Annotated in this window: 8 protein-coding genes; 5 read left to right on the top strand and 3 right to left on the bottom strand. The window is 43.3% G+C overall.

Going from position 1 to position 18,224, the window contains the following annotated elements; all coding sequences use genetic code 11:
- Positions 1-249 precede the first annotated feature (249 nt).
- Complete coding sequence (locus tag AAA970_RS27160) at positions 250-795, bottom strand: hypothetical protein (protein WP_338240097.1); 546 nt, start codon at positions 793-795, stop codon at positions 250-252.
- Positions 796-1,588: 793 nt separating this feature from the next.
- A complete protein-coding gene (locus AAA970_RS27155) occupies positions 1,589-1,858 on the bottom strand; it encodes a hypothetical protein (protein ID WP_338240096.1) in 270 nt (89 codons plus the stop codon).
- 287 nt (positions 1,859-2,145) lie between these two features.
- Here AAA970_RS27155 and AAA970_RS27150 point away from each other — a divergent pair, with 287 nt between their 5' ends.
- Positions 2,146-3,315, top strand: coding sequence for an ATP-binding protein (locus AAA970_RS27150; RefSeq protein ID WP_338240095.1), 1,170 nt, complete (start codon positions 2,146-2,148; stop codon positions 3,313-3,315).
- Between the two features lie 142 nt (positions 3,316-3,457).
- On the opposite strand, the gene AAA970_RS27145 is transcribed toward AAA970_RS27150, so the two are convergent.
- Positions 3,458-4,639, bottom strand: a complete 1,182-nt coding sequence (locus tag AAA970_RS27145; protein WP_338240094.1) for an ATP-binding protein — start codon at positions 4,637-4,639, stop codon at positions 3,458-3,460.
- 324 nt (positions 4,640-4,963) lie between these two features.
- Between AAA970_RS27145 and AAA970_RS27140 the strand changes: the two genes are divergently transcribed.
- From AAA970_RS27140 to AAA970_RS27125, 4 genes are all read left to right on the top strand, one after another.
- Positions 4,964-5,440: a recombinase family protein gene (locus AAA970_RS27140; RefSeq protein ID WP_338240100.1), complete on the top strand. Its 477-nt coding sequence runs from the start codon at positions 4,964-4,966 to the stop codon at positions 5,438-5,440.
- Between the two features lie 94 nt (positions 5,441-5,534).
- Positions 5,535-6,050 (top strand): outer membrane beta-barrel protein, encoded by a 516-nt coding sequence (locus AAA970_RS27135; protein WP_060690491.1) that lies wholly within the window; start codon positions 5,535-5,537, stop codon positions 6,048-6,050.
- 660 nt (positions 6,051-6,710) lie between these two features.
- The gene (locus tag AAA970_RS27130; RefSeq protein ID WP_338240093.1) at positions 6,711-8,642 is read left to right on the top strand and encodes a DUF8202 domain-containing protein; all 1,932 of its coding nucleotides are present in this window, start codon (positions 6,711-6,713) and stop codon (positions 8,640-8,642) included.
- A 60-nt stretch (positions 8,643-8,702) separates the two neighbouring features.
- Positions 8,703-18,221: a SpvB/TcaC N-terminal domain-containing protein gene (locus tag AAA970_RS27125; RefSeq protein ID WP_338240092.1), complete on the top strand. Its 9,519-nt coding sequence runs from the start codon at positions 8,703-8,705 to the stop codon at positions 18,219-18,221.
- The last annotated feature ends 3 nt before the right edge of the window (positions 18,222-18,224 follow it).

Genomic DNA, 18,224 nt, shown 5'->3' with positions numbered 1-18,224 from the left:
TGCCGCTAGATGAAAATTTGGCTGCTAACCCTCAATGGCTTTGATTTTTTTGAAAGTGTGGTTGGCTGAAGGTTTACGACGATACTGCAATACTAAATTCTGCGATCAGAATGATGAATGGCATTCACAACTCCTCATTTCTCAGCACCACACACCAGGATATTTCCATGCCCGATATTAAAATTTTAGTACTGCGTAAAGTAAGCTATTCCACCGAAATCGTAGTTATTGACTCTAATCTTACAATATCTATATTCTTCCTTCCTTATACACTTTGTGGGAAAGTTCCTGATCGTTTAGGCGTTCCAGTTCCTCTACCAATCCCGCCTTTACTAAATCTATTTCAGGAGGTAATGAACTCGATTGCTCAACTAAATCCTTTGAGGAGTACCATTGCTCACTATCGGCAAAAATCCATTCATGTCGATTTATACTCTCCTGAACCTCTTTAGATAGCGCATGATCAAAGCTAAAAATCTGTTTGTCGAATCTATTTGGCTTTATTATACAGCACTTCGATAAAATTTTATTCACATCACCCTCTGAAATATGGAGTCTATAAGAACCATTTTGGTCAGGAATAGGCCGTGAATGCTGGAATAAATGTCTAATTTTCTCCTTATCAAAAAGAATGGTCCCTGTCTTGACAAAATTCGTTTCGCATCTTTTTATGGACGTTTCAGGGTCAATCGACCATTGGCTTTCTTTGCGCTCCGCTTGAAACTTGACTTGGATATAATTCCAACCAAAAATAATGAGACACAAAATCGACAAATACAGAACAGCTATCATCATTTGATCAAATTTTTGAATTATTAGAATAAACTACTAATATCCTTCATCAACAACAAATTATTTCGCCGACAGTTCGTCATATTTATTCAAATTGAGTATTTACCCCTACACCTCCTTAATCTACACTTCTTCAGTCTCTTACAATGATTCATCCTTTAAAATCTTAGTCGCGGTGTAAGTCCCCCTGTTTCCCACAAAAGGAGGTGGCTTGGTTTTAATAATTGTACATTTTCCCAAAAAGAATAAACCATTCTATACAAATGGCTATATGTTTCCCGCATGAAAACGTGAGATGATCGCTCTTAATTTTCCCACATCAAAAGGTTTTACTAATGCATGACTGAACCCCTTTTCTATAGACTCCTCTTAAGCCGTTTTTAATTCCCCCATCAAAAAATGGCACAAAGCAAAACGAAATAGCCATCCCTTAATTTATGCCCAAACTTGAAAGGGGTGAATATCGACTGTAATCCGATGGATCATTAATTCACCAAGAGAATTTAATTTTGAAAGCGAAACCCCTCAACCATTTTTGGAGAGGGCTTTTCTACTTTACTTAATTTATTAGAATAATGCAATTCTTAGCAAGGATATAGTTACCTATATGTTAAATAGAGGGTGAAAGTGCCACTATAATCGAATTTCCAAAGGGTCTTTTTCGATTGTAATATTGGTAACCATTTGGTCAGAGATTACAAGCAACTCCATTATACAAAATTGCCAAGGCCATGAAATGGAAAGTACGATCTCCTTGCGTCCAGCTGGTGCCATCGACCATCAAAAAATCTCCACCTCAGCGCATATTCATCGCGGATAATTGCAATAGATCACTCCATAAATGGGTATCAGAATACTCCGTAAATATGCGGGTTAAGCGTTTGTAATGACCAAAGGCGGAAGTACTCTGATTTTCTAAAATGCTTCCGATCGAATCTTTCACTTTATTAAGACACACGGTTTCTTTTTGGATGATACCGAAACTTAAAGCGAGTACATTCTTCCAGCAAGCTTTACCCCATTTTGGAAATTCTTGTGTAAGTTTGTCGTGAAGCGAATCGAACATAGATCTTTGTTGGTGTAGGAACCCAAAGTTACTATAGTTGATTCGCTTTTTGCGTTTTTAGACAAAAATATCTAGCTGTATGACCAATGCTTTTAATCACTTCTCCCAAAGCATACAGATACTCCTCATCAGAGGCTACCACATTTAAATATAAATCAACTACAATTCGCACTAATGATTGATCACTTTTATCTAAATTTCGCACTGATAATTGTGCAACAATGTGTATTTATGCACAATTATCAGTGCATTTGGTTATATTTGTAGTGAAATTATAATTCAGTCTCATGAGAACCCTTTATCAGAAGTTTGAAATCCTATTACAAAATACTACTGTAGGCTTTAAAAGATACCTGTACGATACAGTAGCGTGGAATAGCAGGATGGTCGGGATAATTGGTCCGCGGGGTGTTGGAAAAACGACCATGATCCTCCAGTATATAAAGGAAAATCTGGATAATAAGCGTGCTTTATACGTAACGGCTGATGACCTGTATTTTGCAGACCATAAATTGGTAGACCTCGCAGATGATTTCTACAAAAATGCAGGAGAATACCTGTTTATTGACGAAATTCATAAATATGCGAACTGGTCCAGAGAGCTCAAAAATATCTATGATTCCTTTCCGGATTTGAAAGTCATTTTTACTGGATCCTCAGTGCTTGATATCCTTAAAGGCTCCTCAGATTTAAGTCGGAGAGCGATTATATATCATATGCAGGGCCTATCATTCCGGGAATATCTCCACCATTTCCATCAATATAAGATAGCACCTTATTCTTTGGATCAAATAATTGCCGGAGAGGTAAGTCTGAAGGATGTAAAACACCCCTTACCACTGTTTAATGATTACCTACAACGCGGATATTACCCTTTTGGTATTGAGAATGAAGTAAGCCTGCGACTTGGTCAAATCATGATCCAAACACTGGAAACAGATATTCCGCAATATGCCAATATGAGTGTATCTACAAGTCGGAAGCTAAAGCGGCTACTCGCTATTATCGCAGAAAGTGTCCCCTTCAAACCCAATTTCTCCAAGATTTCGGAATTATTGGGGGTAAGTCGAAATTCCCTGGATGATTATTTTTTATATATGGAAAAGGCAGGGCTTATTGGACAATTAAGAAATGAGACAAGTGGTATCCGTGAGTTAGGAAAAGTGGAAAAAGTTTACCTGGATAACAGTAATTTAGCCTATAGCCTATCCAAGGAAAATTACAATATTGGCAATATTAGAGAAACATTTTTCCTCAATCAAATGCGGGTTCATAATGAGGTGTTCGCTGCAAAAAAAGCAGATTTTATGATCAATGGCTACACCTTTGAAATTGGTGGTAAAGGAAAGCAACAAAAACAAATTGAAAAAGACGGAAAATCATTCGTCGTTAAAGATAATATTGAATTCGGCTATTTAAATGTAATTCCTCTTTGGGCTTTTGGTTTAAACTATTAAACCATAGGCTACCCCTATCCAAAATCAGAATACCATAACTTGCTGGTATTCTGATTTTTTTTGATCTTTACCGAGAATCACTACCCTACCCGTTCAAATTTTTTCAAAATGAAGGGAATTTCCATGCTTACTTACACCTTCATTAATACAACATTCCAAATGCCCAAAGGGGAATGACTCGGCCTTCCCCATATTCAATATCATCCTTGACCACGAATGCATGCTCTAGCCCTTGAATTTGCTTCTGTGTTTTATTTTTTCCACCAATCTCAAAAGTATATTGCCCATCTATCCAAAAGTCCGCATTGGAGGAGGCTTCTACCTGATGCTTGACCTGAAGCTGATTCATGAAGAAAGTTTCTCTGATGTTTCCAATATCTGGAGCATTCGATGCAATCACTGACATCAGACTGGCATTTTGCAAATAAAGCTTTTCTACCTTTCGAAGCGACTTGATCCCTTCTGCCGGATTCCGCAAACTCATGGTTAAGCCAGCTTTTTCTAAAAATACCATCAAATCAGCAAAAACAGGTCGGCTCACTCTGATCAACTCAGCCAACTTCGAAGCATTGGGTTTGAAAGGAACATTTTTGGAGAGCAGGTATAACAGGGTCTTCAATTTGATAATGGTACCCGCCTGTAGTCCTGCAAACTGTGGGATATCCACTTCCAATATCAGGTTGATCACGTTAGAAAGTCGATCGGGAAAACGAGGTTCCTGGAAAAATGGGTAATATCCATGTTCAATATAATGCTTAAAGTGCATCAATGGCCGTAAATCAGACTTCAACAACCATTCCTGATATTGATGATTCAGGACTTGCTCCAACGTAAAAACCGGCAATTCTTCCTTCCTAACCATCATCATATATTCCCGGAAAGAAAGTCCGTGCATATGATAGGTAACGACCCGCCGGCTCAAATCCGCATTACCCTTGTAAATATCCAGGATAGACGAACCTGTAAATACCACGGTCAGATTGGGGATATAATCATAAATATCCTTGAGCTCCTGAGACCAATTGGGGTATTTATGTACTTCGTCGATAAATAAATATTTGCCTCCGGTAGCCTCAAACTGAATGGCCAGGTCCAGCAGTTTATTTTCCGTAAAATACAAATCGTCCACCTTCACATACAATACTTCCTGCAATTGGTGGTGATTCAAAATCCGCTGCAAAATCAAAGTGGTTTTCCCCACTCCCCTCGCCCCGACGATGGCCGTCATCCGACTACTCCAGTCTATTTCCTGATCCAAATAGCGTGTAAATTGAGTATCTACGCTTTTGAGCAGGAGCATCATTTTATTCCTGAGTGTTTGCATCTTACCTATTTGCTAATTCCAAAAGGCAAATATAGTCTATTTTGTAAAATTTTATTTACATTTTTTTGTTTTATGATCAATTAATCTTGACAAACATCCTCAATTAAGGATTATATTATTGCTACCGCTCTATGATACAGCCCATCACTTTTTTATTTAGGTGTAGTTTGAACTGTTCGGCTGGATAGTCAAAAAGCTATTTGTTCGGGATAGCGTTAATTTTTGTTTGATGTTCATAAACGATGAACATGGCAAAAAAATGAACATTTATACCAAGGCGTTCTGCCTTACCGGCTATAATCCAACGATTAACACTCCGGCACCATCCCGTTTTTTGAGCGGCCGCCCGTTAAAAAATTAACCCGGGTCATTGAAGCGGGTAAGATCTCGCGGTTTGAAGTTACCCGCCTGGACCGTTTCGGTCGGAAGGCAGAGGATGTGAAACAAGCGATCAACTGGTTTGGTCGTAGGAAGGTCCAGGTGATTATTAAGAATCAGGGATTGGTATGTTTCAATGATCGCTGGTCTTTAACACCTGCTACCCGGATGATCATCGGGGTGCTGGCCGAATTTGCGGAATTTGAGCGGGAAGTAATTAAAGAGAAGACCCTTGCGGGTATCGCCCTGGCCAAGGTTGAAGGAAAATTCAAAGGCAGGAAGCCTGGCTCGAAAAACATCCGGAAGCACCATCAGTACGATAGTGTGATGGCGCATTTGGAATCAGGTAAGTCGGTTACGGAGATTCACCGACTCACTGGGGTGAGCCGGGTGAGTATTGCGAAATGGCGGGAGGAGTTATAAAAGCAATAACACTTCATTTTCTTTCTAAATACTTTTTCTTAAATTTCCATCATACTTTGATATATCATATTTTATCTTGTTAATATAACTACTTATGAAAAGATTTTTTTTAATGACCGTGTTGGCAATTGTCTGTCAAACATCTTTTGCTCAAGGGTTTGAGCTTGAAAAACTCCGTGCCGGCCTGGGGTTGGTTTATGCTTCTGAAATCAAAAGCGTAGGCATCAATCTTAATGGCGCCTATGCAATTACTGAAGAATGGGAAGCGGCGGTAGGATTTACCCATATATTTGAAAATAATGCGGTTAGATATAATGTACTTGACTTTGATGGACATTACAATTTCTATACCGATGGGGACAAGCTAAAGATTTACGGACTTGCTGGTTTAGGATTAACTTTCTGGAAAGTAACTATTCCTGCAATTGATATGGGCTTTGGTTTTTCCTCTCCGGAAACAACCTCTACAGGTACTGAAGTGGGCTTAAACCTCGGGATAGGAGCTAATTACGCCCTTTCAGACAAGCTGAATTTAGCCCCTGAAATCAGATTTACTGCCATGGATGGCTCTTACCTCAGAATTGGTGCCGCGATTCAATACCGGTTTTAAAAGCACGACTATCAGCAGAAAAAATCTTAGGACTTTCGGAGGAGAGTCCTTTTTTTATATCCGGGAAATAACAAACACTTCATCCGGAGGATGCATTAATCCTCGTTAAGATGCGAGAGCAAAAATGAGGGAAATTTTCCTATTCAGCGTTTTTCCAAAGGAAGGAGGTGAATGAGGGGGGCGCATGCCTGGACAAAGCAAGGCGATTAAAAAATCAGGAAAAATCAACCTAAGGAATAGAAATCAAACGCCCTAAGGGAAGCCGATAAATCCAGCGATGCATAATCCAGATTAATTCGATTACGCTCCCACCACCTTAACCTTTTACTCGACTTGGATTTTGACAAAAACCGTGTTCCCATATCGTAAAACTCATTTTTTCCTAATATTATTGTTGTAGTTTAATCAAAAATAACTTAAAAGATTAACAAAATAAAAATCATTATTGGTTTTAATCAAATGAATTATTGAGATTAAAATTTGTAAAATGTTTTCCTCAACTATTTGAACTTTACATGCTCAAGGGAGTAACATTTAGTCATTTATACCTATTAAATATACAGAAGATTGATGGTGGGCAGAGAGGAAAAAATAGAGCGGAATGGTAAATATTGGTATCTCTTGCGAATAAAGCACTTAAGAAGAATCTAATACTTACCTATGAAAAAAGGTCTACTTATTTTAACCCTGCTAATGCAGATGACTTCCTATTGCTATGCCCAGTGGCCTGTGGATTTGACTCCTACCGCCTGGTATGCTACAGATAGTTTGTCAGCGGATACCCTTTATGACAAAAGTGGCCACGCCTTTCACGGTCAATTGTTGGGACAATTTTCAAAAACAGATACCGCCGGATTCAATCAGCGCAGCGTCCTTAAATTTCACGGGGATGCAGCTATGATCATTCCTCATGATCTCCTAACCTCTTCTTCCTACACCATTTTCACCGTTTATCAGCTGCCGGACACCCTGCAGGAACGCCTCATCTGGAGTAATTCAGATCAGGAGACTCGTCCGGCCTATTTAAGCTCACATTTCGCATTAGGACCGGAAGATGCGCTGGATCGTTTTGGAGGGGAAAAACTTTTACCAGTGGTAAACACGGTCATTCAACATTGGGAAGATGCGGGTGAAACACCTGATGGGGAAGAAATTCCCGCTTTTTTCAGAATCGGAAGAGATGAAAAACTGGAAGAGATAAAGGCCTTTGAAGGGCATTTGGCCGAATTATTAATTTATAATCGTCCTTTAAGTTTTCTGGAAAAAATACAGGTGCAATCTCATTTGTCCATGAAATACGGGATTCCCATGTATGCCAATTACGTTAGCCTGAATCAGGAATTACTTTGGAATAACCAAACCGATAGCCTTTATGGCCACCAAATTATTGGAATTGCACAGGATACTTCATTTCAAATCGCTCAACCTTTGGTTCAATCCATTTATGAACCGGAATTGGAACTGTCTTTTAGTGATTCCCTCGCATTAGCCCCCCGATTGTATTACCTGCTCGGGCATAATGGGGAAGAGAATTTACTCATTACCGATGTTCAAAAGGACACGGCTCTACTATATGCTCAAAAAAGATTTTTAATGAGTAAAGTGCTTTTATCTGAGGGAAGCGATGCCTTGACAATGAAAATGAAAGCTCCTGAAGACTCCGTATTCCATCAGTTAGAAAAATTTGTCTTAGCCGCCGATTATTCAGCAAAAGGACAATTATCTCCATACCACGCAGATTTTTTCAAACCGGATTCTATTGATAATGAGGGTTTTTTATATTTCAAAGCATTAGCACTTGATCCCGATTTATCCGGTAAGGATGTACTAGCCCTGGCCTATGCCCGTAAATTTCTGGTCACCCATCGGGAGCTGCAAAAGGTGACTTGTGAAAATAATATTGATGGACAGGCGGATCTTAATATTTTGGGAGGTACTCCTCCCTATACCTACCAATTGACTAATTTATCCACAGGGGATTTCCAGGAAAGTCAACACCTGACGGAAGATGATCTATCCGGACTTTCTGCTGCAGATTATCACCTATCGGTAAAGGATCGGAATGGGCAGCAGGACGAGACTTTTTTCACTATCGAAAATCCGGATAAACTGCGCATTGACTTAGGAGAAGATCAGTCCTTTGAAAAAAATTATACCGTATTACTGGATGCTTCCACCTTCCTGCCAGACTCCATAGCAGTGAGTTACTCCTGGCACTCCAATTTTGGCCTGGAACATCAGGGCCCTCAGGTTGAGGTGAAGCAGCCCGGACTTTATACGGTAACGGTAACTGATAAAAACGGATGTAAATTTTCAGATGCCATTAATTTCCATCCGGAAGGCGGAAAGCAGTTTGTAGTCTATCCTAATATCAGTAAAGACCGGAAGTTCTTTGTAAGTATTCAGTTTGATAAGCCCTCCGATGCCAGCCTTCAGGTCATTGACAGTAAAGGATTGGTGGAACAAAGATTTGAGCTTAAAGGAAGCTATAGTTATGCTGTCGAGGGACAGGTCGCTGCTTCCGGTATGTACATCATCAACCTCAATACAGGCCAAAAGGAAGGGACTTCCCAAAAGCTTATTGTTTACTAATTTTTTTACACCACCTGTTATTTATAGCGCTTAAGCGCCTGATTTCAACCATTTTTCATCATGTTTCGAAATTTTTGTCTGCTGCTGTTCTGTATCATCTCTGCTTTTGCAACAGCCAACCCTGTCACTTATTCCGCCGGTATGCAGGAAGGAGTGATCGGCTGTACCCCTGAGCAGTTATTGGATAATCCTACAGATAATGTTTTTCATATTGCCATAGAGGAAGCTATTCCTACTGATGCCACGATTTATCTCACCTACGAACTATTTGGGGTGCGCCATCATACCGGTATTGCCAGAAGTATTAATGACCAGCAAGCCTTCGGCGGGCAGTTGGTGGAATTAAGCCCGCAATGGCATCCGCAGAAAGAAAAGATTTCCGCGGCCTGGCTTAAGCAGGGAGATAATGTCCTTCGCTTTTCCTTACCTAAAACCGCGAAGCATTATTATAAAGTCAGAAATATTGCAATAATTATTGATACCCAACCTATTGAAGCACCCGTTGTGATCAATCAGCAGGGCTTAATCAGCCCTCAGAATCACAGTATTTACTTCAATGGCTTTTTTGCAGATCAGTCCAAAACGGTTGCCCGCCTTTGGGTTGAGGGGCAACAGGTAGCCGTTCGGAATGGTGGGTTTGAATATTTGGGTCAGAATTTCAGCAACCGCCAGCATATCCATCTACAATGGCAGTATGCCGATGGGAGCAGCAATCAGCAACAGGTATTATTAGGCTTTAACCAGCTGAAATCGATGCTGACATTTGAGTTGCCTCAGGATTTTCAATCAGAAGCGAAAGCTTATCTTCCCGGGTATTCTGAAAGTCTGGAAATGGCAGGGGCGCAGTTTTCCAGTAAAAAAGGAAGTATCCGGCAGCAACAGGAAATTCAAATCCACAGCTTAAGAGATGTCGATATCCCTGCGCTTGATCCGGGCATGATCAATGTCACCGCCCTTTCGGAAGCTTACCGTTTCCTGCCTCATGGCGCTCATTTCGAAGAGGCTGCAGATATTCAACTGGCTTATGATGAAAAGCTGATTCCGGAAGGCTACACCCTGGAAGATATCAAAACTTATTATTTTGATGAAACCGTTCACCATTGGCTGCCCCTACCCAAAGACAGTTTGGCAAGCCTGGAAGCCAGGGCCATTGTTTCGAACACCACCCACTTCACCGACATGATCAATGCGATCATTCAGGTGCCGGAATCTCCGGAGGCAGCGGCTTATACCCCGACGAGCATGAAGGACATTCAGGCGGCCAATCCGACCGCTGCCGTTAATCTGATTGATATTCCCCAGGCCAATAGTCGTGGTGGGGCAGCAATGAGTTACCCGATTGAAATACCGGCGGGTCGTCAGGGAATGCAGCCGGGACTGGCCATTAACTACAACAGCGGAGGCGGGGCCGACTGGCTGGGTCTGGGCTGGAACATTGCCATCCCGGCCATCAATATCGATACCCGATGGGGAGTACCGCGTTTTGATGGAAATAAAGAAACCGAAACTTACCTGTTGAATGGAGAGCAACTATTTCCGGTGGCGCACCGCGGTGCATTACGAGCCCGTGAAAGCAGAAAACAGTTTTTCCCGCGTGTGGAAGGCGCTTTTAACAGAATTATCCGGGAAGGAAATGAAACCAGCGGCTACTGGTGGCGCGTGATGGACAAGTCCGGCAATCAGTATTTTTATGGAGGCCGCCCCGGAAATAACGTAATGGAAGAAGCGGTATTGCGGGATGCCAAGGGTAATATCGCCCACTGGGCCCTGGTGGAAATGCGTGACCTGAACAACAATTTTGTACGCTACCACTACAGCAAGGTGGAAGACACTGGCTTGGCCAATGGCCGTGTAATGGGACAAAATCTCTACTGCTCCCATATTACTTATACCGGTTCCGGCCAGCAGGAAGGAAAATATAAGGTCGAATTTATCCGCGACCGCCAACTGGGAGAAAGCAAACGAAAAGATATCAATATTGATGCACGATATGGATTCAAAAAAGTAACCGCTGACCTGTTAAGAAAAATCAATGTCTTTTATAATGGTAGTATGGTCCGCTCCTATGAGTTGTTGTATCAGGAAGGTGCTTTCCACAAAAGCCTGCTCACGGAGCTGAAGCAATTTGATGGCAAAGGCAATTTCTTTAACAGCCACCAGTTTGAGTATTTTGATGAGGTGACGACGGGCGACAATGGAAAATTGCGGCCGTTGGCTGCTGAGGCAAATTGGCTGGTTCCAAATGATAATGTAAACGGAAATCACATCAACCCATTACCGGGCTTTCATGATGATGCCAGTGCGCTATCAGGAACAAAATCAAATAATATTTCGGTATCAACCGGTATTACTTTTGGTGCCTCCGACATGCAGTTTTGGTGCAAATCCCTGACTTTTGGGGGGCATGTAAATTTCTCCAAAGGGAATAGCGAAGGAAGTGTTGCATTGGTGGATATTAATGGAGATGGTCTGCCCGATAAGGTATTTGTTGAAGGAGACAAGTTAAAGTACCATCCAAACCTGTCAAAAAGCGGGAAACTAGAATTTGGTGAGGAAGCCATTACGGTCAAAGGTGCTCACCAATTCTACAAAGAAACCAATACTTCGGCGGGAGGAGGCTTTCAGGCTAATCCAACCGGCAATACATTTGCCGGAGCTGATTTAAGTTACAGCCGATCTAAAACGACTATCTATTTTACTGAAGCAAATGGGGATCAGTTAATTGATATTGTTGCCAATGGTCGTGTTTATTTCAATCGATTGGATGAAAATGGTCACCCGAGTTTTTCCACAAGTAGTGCAGGAACTCCTAGTCCAATAAGTAGTCTTGGAGGGGCTTCCATTGAACTTGACCCAATCGATCCTGCCGAAATTGAAAAAGCAATTGATCGTTCACCATTGCATGACGTAGTCAAAGTTTGGGTGGCGCCTTATGACGGAACAGTGGCAATAAACGCTCCGGTCAACTTGATACAAAGCAATTCAAAGGACCGGGAGGGGGCAAAAGCTGACGGGGTACGCGTAGCGATTCAATTTAAAGATGAAGAAAAATGGTCCACTAAGATTGATCCCGATGATTATAATGTGAAACCGGTTTCTATCCCTTCCCTATCTGTACAAAAAGGAGATCGAATCTATTTCCGAACACAATCTTTGGTGAATGGTGAATTTGATCAGGTATTTTGGCCTCAGCAAATCACCTATTCCAATAGAACTGAAGTGTTAACTGCCAATAATCGTCAGAAATACCATTTTGATGCCCAAAAAGATTTCATTTTAGCTGCAGATCAAACGATTAGCGTCCCAATTGATGGCCAAATTAACATTCAGGGAAATATTTCACTTCCCGTAACTTCTGATAGCCTTCTGTTTCAAATCATAAAAGGAGAAGATGAAATAGTTTTAGAATACCATAGTGATGGTCGCTCCAAACGAGATACGACCTTCAGTATTTCCCAAACAGTTTATAATGGAGATGAATTTCGCTTTTTAGTCAGTGCAGAAACAAATATAAAATGGGAGCAAATTGAATTTGACGCAGTCATGTATTATACTGCTTCCAATAGTGCAGAAGTTCCTAATGTATATGCAAGTAATGGCGATCCGCTGATAAAAATATTCCCGGTTCCCCATTTTACCATGTTCCCTGTAAACCTGGTGAACGAAGAGATGATCACAGCAAAGCAGACAGGGCAAATAGCTATTGCTCCCCTGTTCGCAGAAGAAATGGATATTCATGGTAATGTAACGCTGTCAATAAAGAAACCGGATACTTTGGTGACCAAAAAGACCTTCCTCTTTGACAGAGGAGAATTAATTGGGGACTCTTTATTAACTGTAAAATTGGATAGTGGGATCTCCTATTTTATTGAATACCATATCAAGGACCGGGAATTAGCTAATAAGATTGCGCAACAATCTGAGGTGAAAATAATGGATGCTGCCGACACGAGTATTGTAACCATCCCCCTGTTCACTACAGAAGAGTCCTATATTTTCGGCCCCATGTATAGAGGTTGGGGACAATTTGCCTATAATGGAAACCGGGAAAGAGCTAATCAGGCAATCAATGAGAGGGAATTAAAACTGGATGACAGGATTGAAAATGGGAATCATGACATCGATGTACCGGAAATTCCTGAAGAAGGTGCCGATGCGGAAGAAATAAATCAGGAGTATAATGCGAATGGAGGTTATAATCCTGCTGACGATTTATTCATTATGATGGTACCTGTTGGAGAATTTAAAAGATGGCAGGGCTATGATGATTTAACTTATGTAACATCTGATATCATCAGTGCTTCCCGCCTCGGGGAGGATGATATTACCGTGGATCCAGTTGAAGCTCAAAGCCCGACAGCGGAAGGAATGAGCGCTATTGACCGGATCTCCAACTCATACAGCGGATCTGTTTCGGGAGGAGCTAGTTTTGGTGCCTCTATAGGAGCCTCTGCCAGTTATGGCTGGAATAACAGTACCTCCGATTTTATGGATATGAACGGTGATGGCTTCCCGGATATTGTCACCAAAGATAAAATCCAATACACCTACCCTACCGGTGCCTTGAGTGAGGAAAAATTAGTGCATAAAAAAGGACAAAATATGCAGTCTACTAACAACTCAGTGGGTGCGACCGCAAACGGCTCCTTTCTCCATGCAAAACCTACCTCCAAATTTTCCAAATGGGTATCGGGACCCGGCGTAGAAGCTAAGGATGCCCAAAGCTCTGCCGGTGCAGGGGTCGGGCTTACTGTAGCCAATAGTGATACAGAAAGTGCCTGGATGGATGTTAATGGCGATGGCTTACCGGACAGGGTTTATAAAAACGGAGATGTCGAACTAAATTTAGGATATGCCTTCGCGACAAAAGAACCATGGGGATTTACAGCTCTTAACTCAGGAAAAAGCATCAGTAAAAATGGCGGATTGAGTGTTAATATTTGTAATGGAAGTATTCGGGCTGGTGTTGGTGTAAATAAAAGTACAAGTGAAACAGAATACACCCTACAAGACCTGAATGGAGATGGTTTACTCGATATCCTGAGTGTTAACAATGGTAAATTACTGGTAAGTATAAATACAGGTGCTGGTTTTGCATCTGCTGTTGAATGGCAGGGGGCGGAACTTATCAACCAAAATGAGTCTGTTGGAGAGTCGGTCAATGTAGGTTTCACAGCCTGTATTCCTCTTATTCCTCCAATAATTGTGAGTAAACTCTGCATTAACCCAACAGTAAGTACTGGCCGGAATATGAACCGCGAAACCATCCGCTTTGCTGATATCGATGGCGACGGCTTCCCGGATTATCTGGTTTCTGATAAAAACAACGAGCTGAAAGTAAGGCGATCCACCATTGGCCGTACCAATATGCTGAAAACCGTTCACCGCCCAATGGGTGCGGTGGTAGCGCTGGACTATGAGCGCTACGGCAACAGTTATGATATGCCACGCGATGTTTGGGCGTTGAAAGAGGTGAGTGTTTTTGATGGGCATGTGGGGGACGGCGCGGATACCACCCGCACGCGCTTCCGCTATGCAGCACCGAAATTTGACCGACATGAGCGGGAGTTTTATGGTTTTGCGGAGGTAATCACCGAGACCATTGATACCGAAAATGGCAATGCGCCTTATGCCCGTATCACGCAAGCGTTCCATAACGATAATTACTATCAAAAGGGAATGCTGAAGCAGCAGGAGATGGCCGATGCCAAAGGCAATAAGTACACGGTGAATCAGCAGACCTACGAAGTGCGCGACCTGACAGGTAAAGCCCTGAAGGCGACCGATCTGGAAAGCACAACGGAGGCAAAGGTGGTATTTCCGGCCATGGTGAAAAAATCAGATTACTATTTTGAGGGCCAGTCCGAAGCTGGAAAATCGAGTCGCATCGAGATGGACTACGACTTGCTGGGCAATATGACCACCATTGCAGACTATGGAGACGAGGGCGAGGCCGATGACCTCTTTGCACAGGTGCAATACCACCATTACAGCAATGATGACCTTTACCTGGTGGGAGCTCCCAAATCCATTGAAGTGAATGACGCTGATGGAAATCTGTTACGTCATCGATCTACCACAATCGATCAAAACACCGGGAACCTGACCCAAATTCGCCAGCTGTTAAGTGAGTCGGAGGACGATGGAAAGGAAGAGGCGGTTTATGACTTTGAATATTTTGACAATGGAAACCTGAAAAGTGTGAGGCGTCCTGAAAACCATCAGGGCCAGCGCATGAAACTGGAATATACTTATGATGAAGCCGTGGCCACTTACACCACTAAGGTGAGCAATAGCTATGGCTACAGCAGCAGCGCCCAGTACGACTATCGTTTCGGACAGCTGAAAAACAGCACCTCCATTAATGGACACAAAACCACCTATCAGTACGATGAGTTGGGCCGACTGACGCAGGTAAAAGGGCCCAATGAAAAGCAGTATACCCTGAAATTTGAATACCATCCAGAGGCGAAAACGCCCTGGGCGCTCACCAAACATTATGATCCGCAACATGCGGGTAACGATATGGAGACGGCCACTTTTGTGGATGGGATCGGTCGCGTATTGCAGACCAAAAAAGATGCTGCCATCTTCAACGGCGGAGGCGATCAGGAGCAGATGATCGTCAGCGGGCATATGGTATTTGATGCCTTTGGTCGCGCCGTGGAAGCCTACTACCCGACCACCCAAAAGCTGGGCAAGGCCGGGGAGTTCGTGACGACCATCGACAGCGAGCAGCCGACCGTCACCACTTATGATGTGATGAACCGCAGCCTGAGCGTAACTTTGCCCGACGACAGCAAAACCACCACCACTTACGGTTTTGGCAAAGACCGCGAAGGCAAGCCGCAATTCAAAACCACCGTAACCGATGCCAATGGCGTCAGCAGTGTGCAGTTTACCGATGTGCGCGGACGGGTGACCGCCATGCACAATGCCATGGACACCTGGACCAGCTTCCGCTATAATGCCATTGGCGAGCAGGTGGCCAGCATCAACCCGATTGGTGCCGTCACCAGCAGCGTCTATGATATGATAGGCCGCCGCACCGAGCGCCACCATCCGGATGCAGGACTGACGCAATACCACTATGATGCCGCCGGCAATATGACCGAACTGATCACCGCCAACCTGGCCGAACAGGGCGCAGGCATCCTTTATAAATATGACCATGAACGCCTGACCGACATTGAATATCCGATCAATCCGGAGAACAACACCCATTTTGAATATGGGGCCGCCAATGCGCAGGAGAACCGGGTGGGACGCATCCACTGGCAATCCGACGCCACCGGAGCACAGGAGTTCAGCTATGGCAAACTGGGCGAGGTCACCAAAACCGTCCGCACTATAGTGCTACCGGATTTTGAACCCCTCACCTACACCACCGAGACGACTTACGACACCTGGAACCGCCTGACGGAGATGACTTACCCCGACGGGGAAAAGGTGACTTATGAATACAATACCGGTGGCTTACTGAAGCAAATGTATGGCCAAAAAGACGGTAACAAATATGCCTATGTGGACCAGCTGGGCTACGACAAATTTGAGCAGCGCACCTTCCTGAAATACGGCAATGGTACGGTGACCAACTACAGCTACGAGCCCAAACGTCGTCGCCTGGCCAATATGCAAGCCTATACGGCCAAAGGCAGGGCGATGATGGACAACCACTACGGCTATGATGCAGTAAACAACATCCTCAGCCTGCAAAACCGCGCCGAAAAACCGGAGAGCAACCTGATGGGCGGCGGAAGTGTCTATAATTATGAATATGACGAGCTTTACCGCCTTACCCATGCCGAAGGCCAGCATTTTGGCAGTAACCACGAGCACCGTTACCAGATGGATATGGCTTACAATAAGGCCGGCGCCATCACCCATAAGGCGCAGGAGCATACCCGCAAAGGCTATGACGACAGTGAATGGAGTCCGCGTAACAAGACCACCTATGCGCAGGACTATACCTATGGCAAGGACCAGCCACACGCCCCGATCCATATCGGTAGAAAGACCTACGCCTACGACCCCAACGGTAACCTCAGCGGCTGGACAGACGACCTCAGCGGTCAGCGCAGAAACCTCGCCTGGGATGAAGAAAACCGTATTCGCGCCATCGCCGACAATGGCAATACCTTCAACTACGTCTATGATGCCAGCGGCACCCGCGTGATTAAAGGTAAAAACATCGGCCAGAGCATCGACATCAACGGCAGTCGTAAAGGTGGAAAAGGAAGCATCGGCAACAACACCGTTTATGTGAATCCCTATCTGGTGCTTACCAGCGGTGGCTACACCAAGCACTTCTACATCGAAGGGCAGCGCATCGTCTCCAAGATCGGCAACAGCAAGCTGGATGCTGATCTGAAGAAGACCGCAGGGAACGGAAAAGTCAATTACCATCAAAAGAAAGAACTCGTATTTGAGGGCTTTGTGAAAAACCTGAAATTCCTTGGTGAAGATGGTTCCTTCCTCACTCCGGGCAACTCCGGTAAAATTCCTCCGGGACAAATTAAGCCGGGCAGTGGAAATGACAATGGAAACGGCAACGGCGGAGGAAATGGTGGTGGTTCTACCGAAAAATTTGCATATTACTTCCACCCGGATCATCTGGGGTCTTCTTCTTTCATCACCGATGCGAGTGGAGAGGTTTATCAGCATTTAGAATATTTTGCCTATGGAGAAACCTTTGTAGAGGAACATAGCAACACGCATCGCACGCCATTTTTATTTAATGGAAAGGAATTGGATGATGAAACAGGGCTGTATTATTATGGCGCGAGGTATTATGATCCGAGGGGGAGTGTGTGGTTGAGTGTGGATCCTAAGGCAGAAAAACTTTTAGATCAAAGTCCATATAATTATGCATTAAATAACCCTGTAATTTATCAGGACCCTAATGGCGAATTCCCATGGCTAACTGGTTTTATTGGAGCAGGTGTTAATATTACAGTAGGTTACGCCTCTGCAAAAATAAAAGGAGAAAAGTACTCAGGTATGGATGCTCTTAGAGATGGAGCTATCGGCTTTGCTGTTGGTTCAGGAGCAGCTTTACTCGCCCCGGCATTGGGATTGACATCAGCCACAACATTAGGAGGGAAAATTATTTCAGGTGCTATTGTTGGCTCAAGTACCGGAATGACTAGTAATGCTTTGACTCAAAAATGGAATATTTCAGCAGGGAAGCAAGAGGAGTGGAATAATTCACAGTTTGTTACCTCTGGTATTGTGGGCGTTTTCTCAGGTTCTGCTTCTGCGGGAATGGGAGCTGCTGCAAATAAGTTTATGAGTAAAGTGGGCAATAAAATGTTTAAGGAATTTACAGAGAAAGAACTAAAGCAATACACCAACATACAAGCGAAATACTTAAAGAAAAATTTCGAAAGACTATATGGAAGAAAATTTAAAAAATCAATTTTTGAAAGGGCACTTAAAGAAAAAGTAGATGTCTGGAGTGAGCTTAAAACGACTGAAATAGATGCTTTTAAGTTTACAGTTGAAGAAGGTGGTTCCAAAGGTGCAGAAATAGTTATTTCAATCGGAGCCGCAAAAATTGTGAATGAAATTGAGAATTAAAAA

The sequence above is a fragment of the Persicobacter diffluens genome, from assembly GCF_036244895.1.
In the GTDB taxonomy this organism is placed as follows: Bacteria; Bacteroidota; Bacteroidia; order Cytophagales; family Cyclobacteriaceae; genus Persicobacter; species Persicobacter diffluens.
The sequence above is the reverse complement of the archived record's forward strand: the minus strand, read 5'-3'. Positions and strand labels throughout refer to the sequence as shown.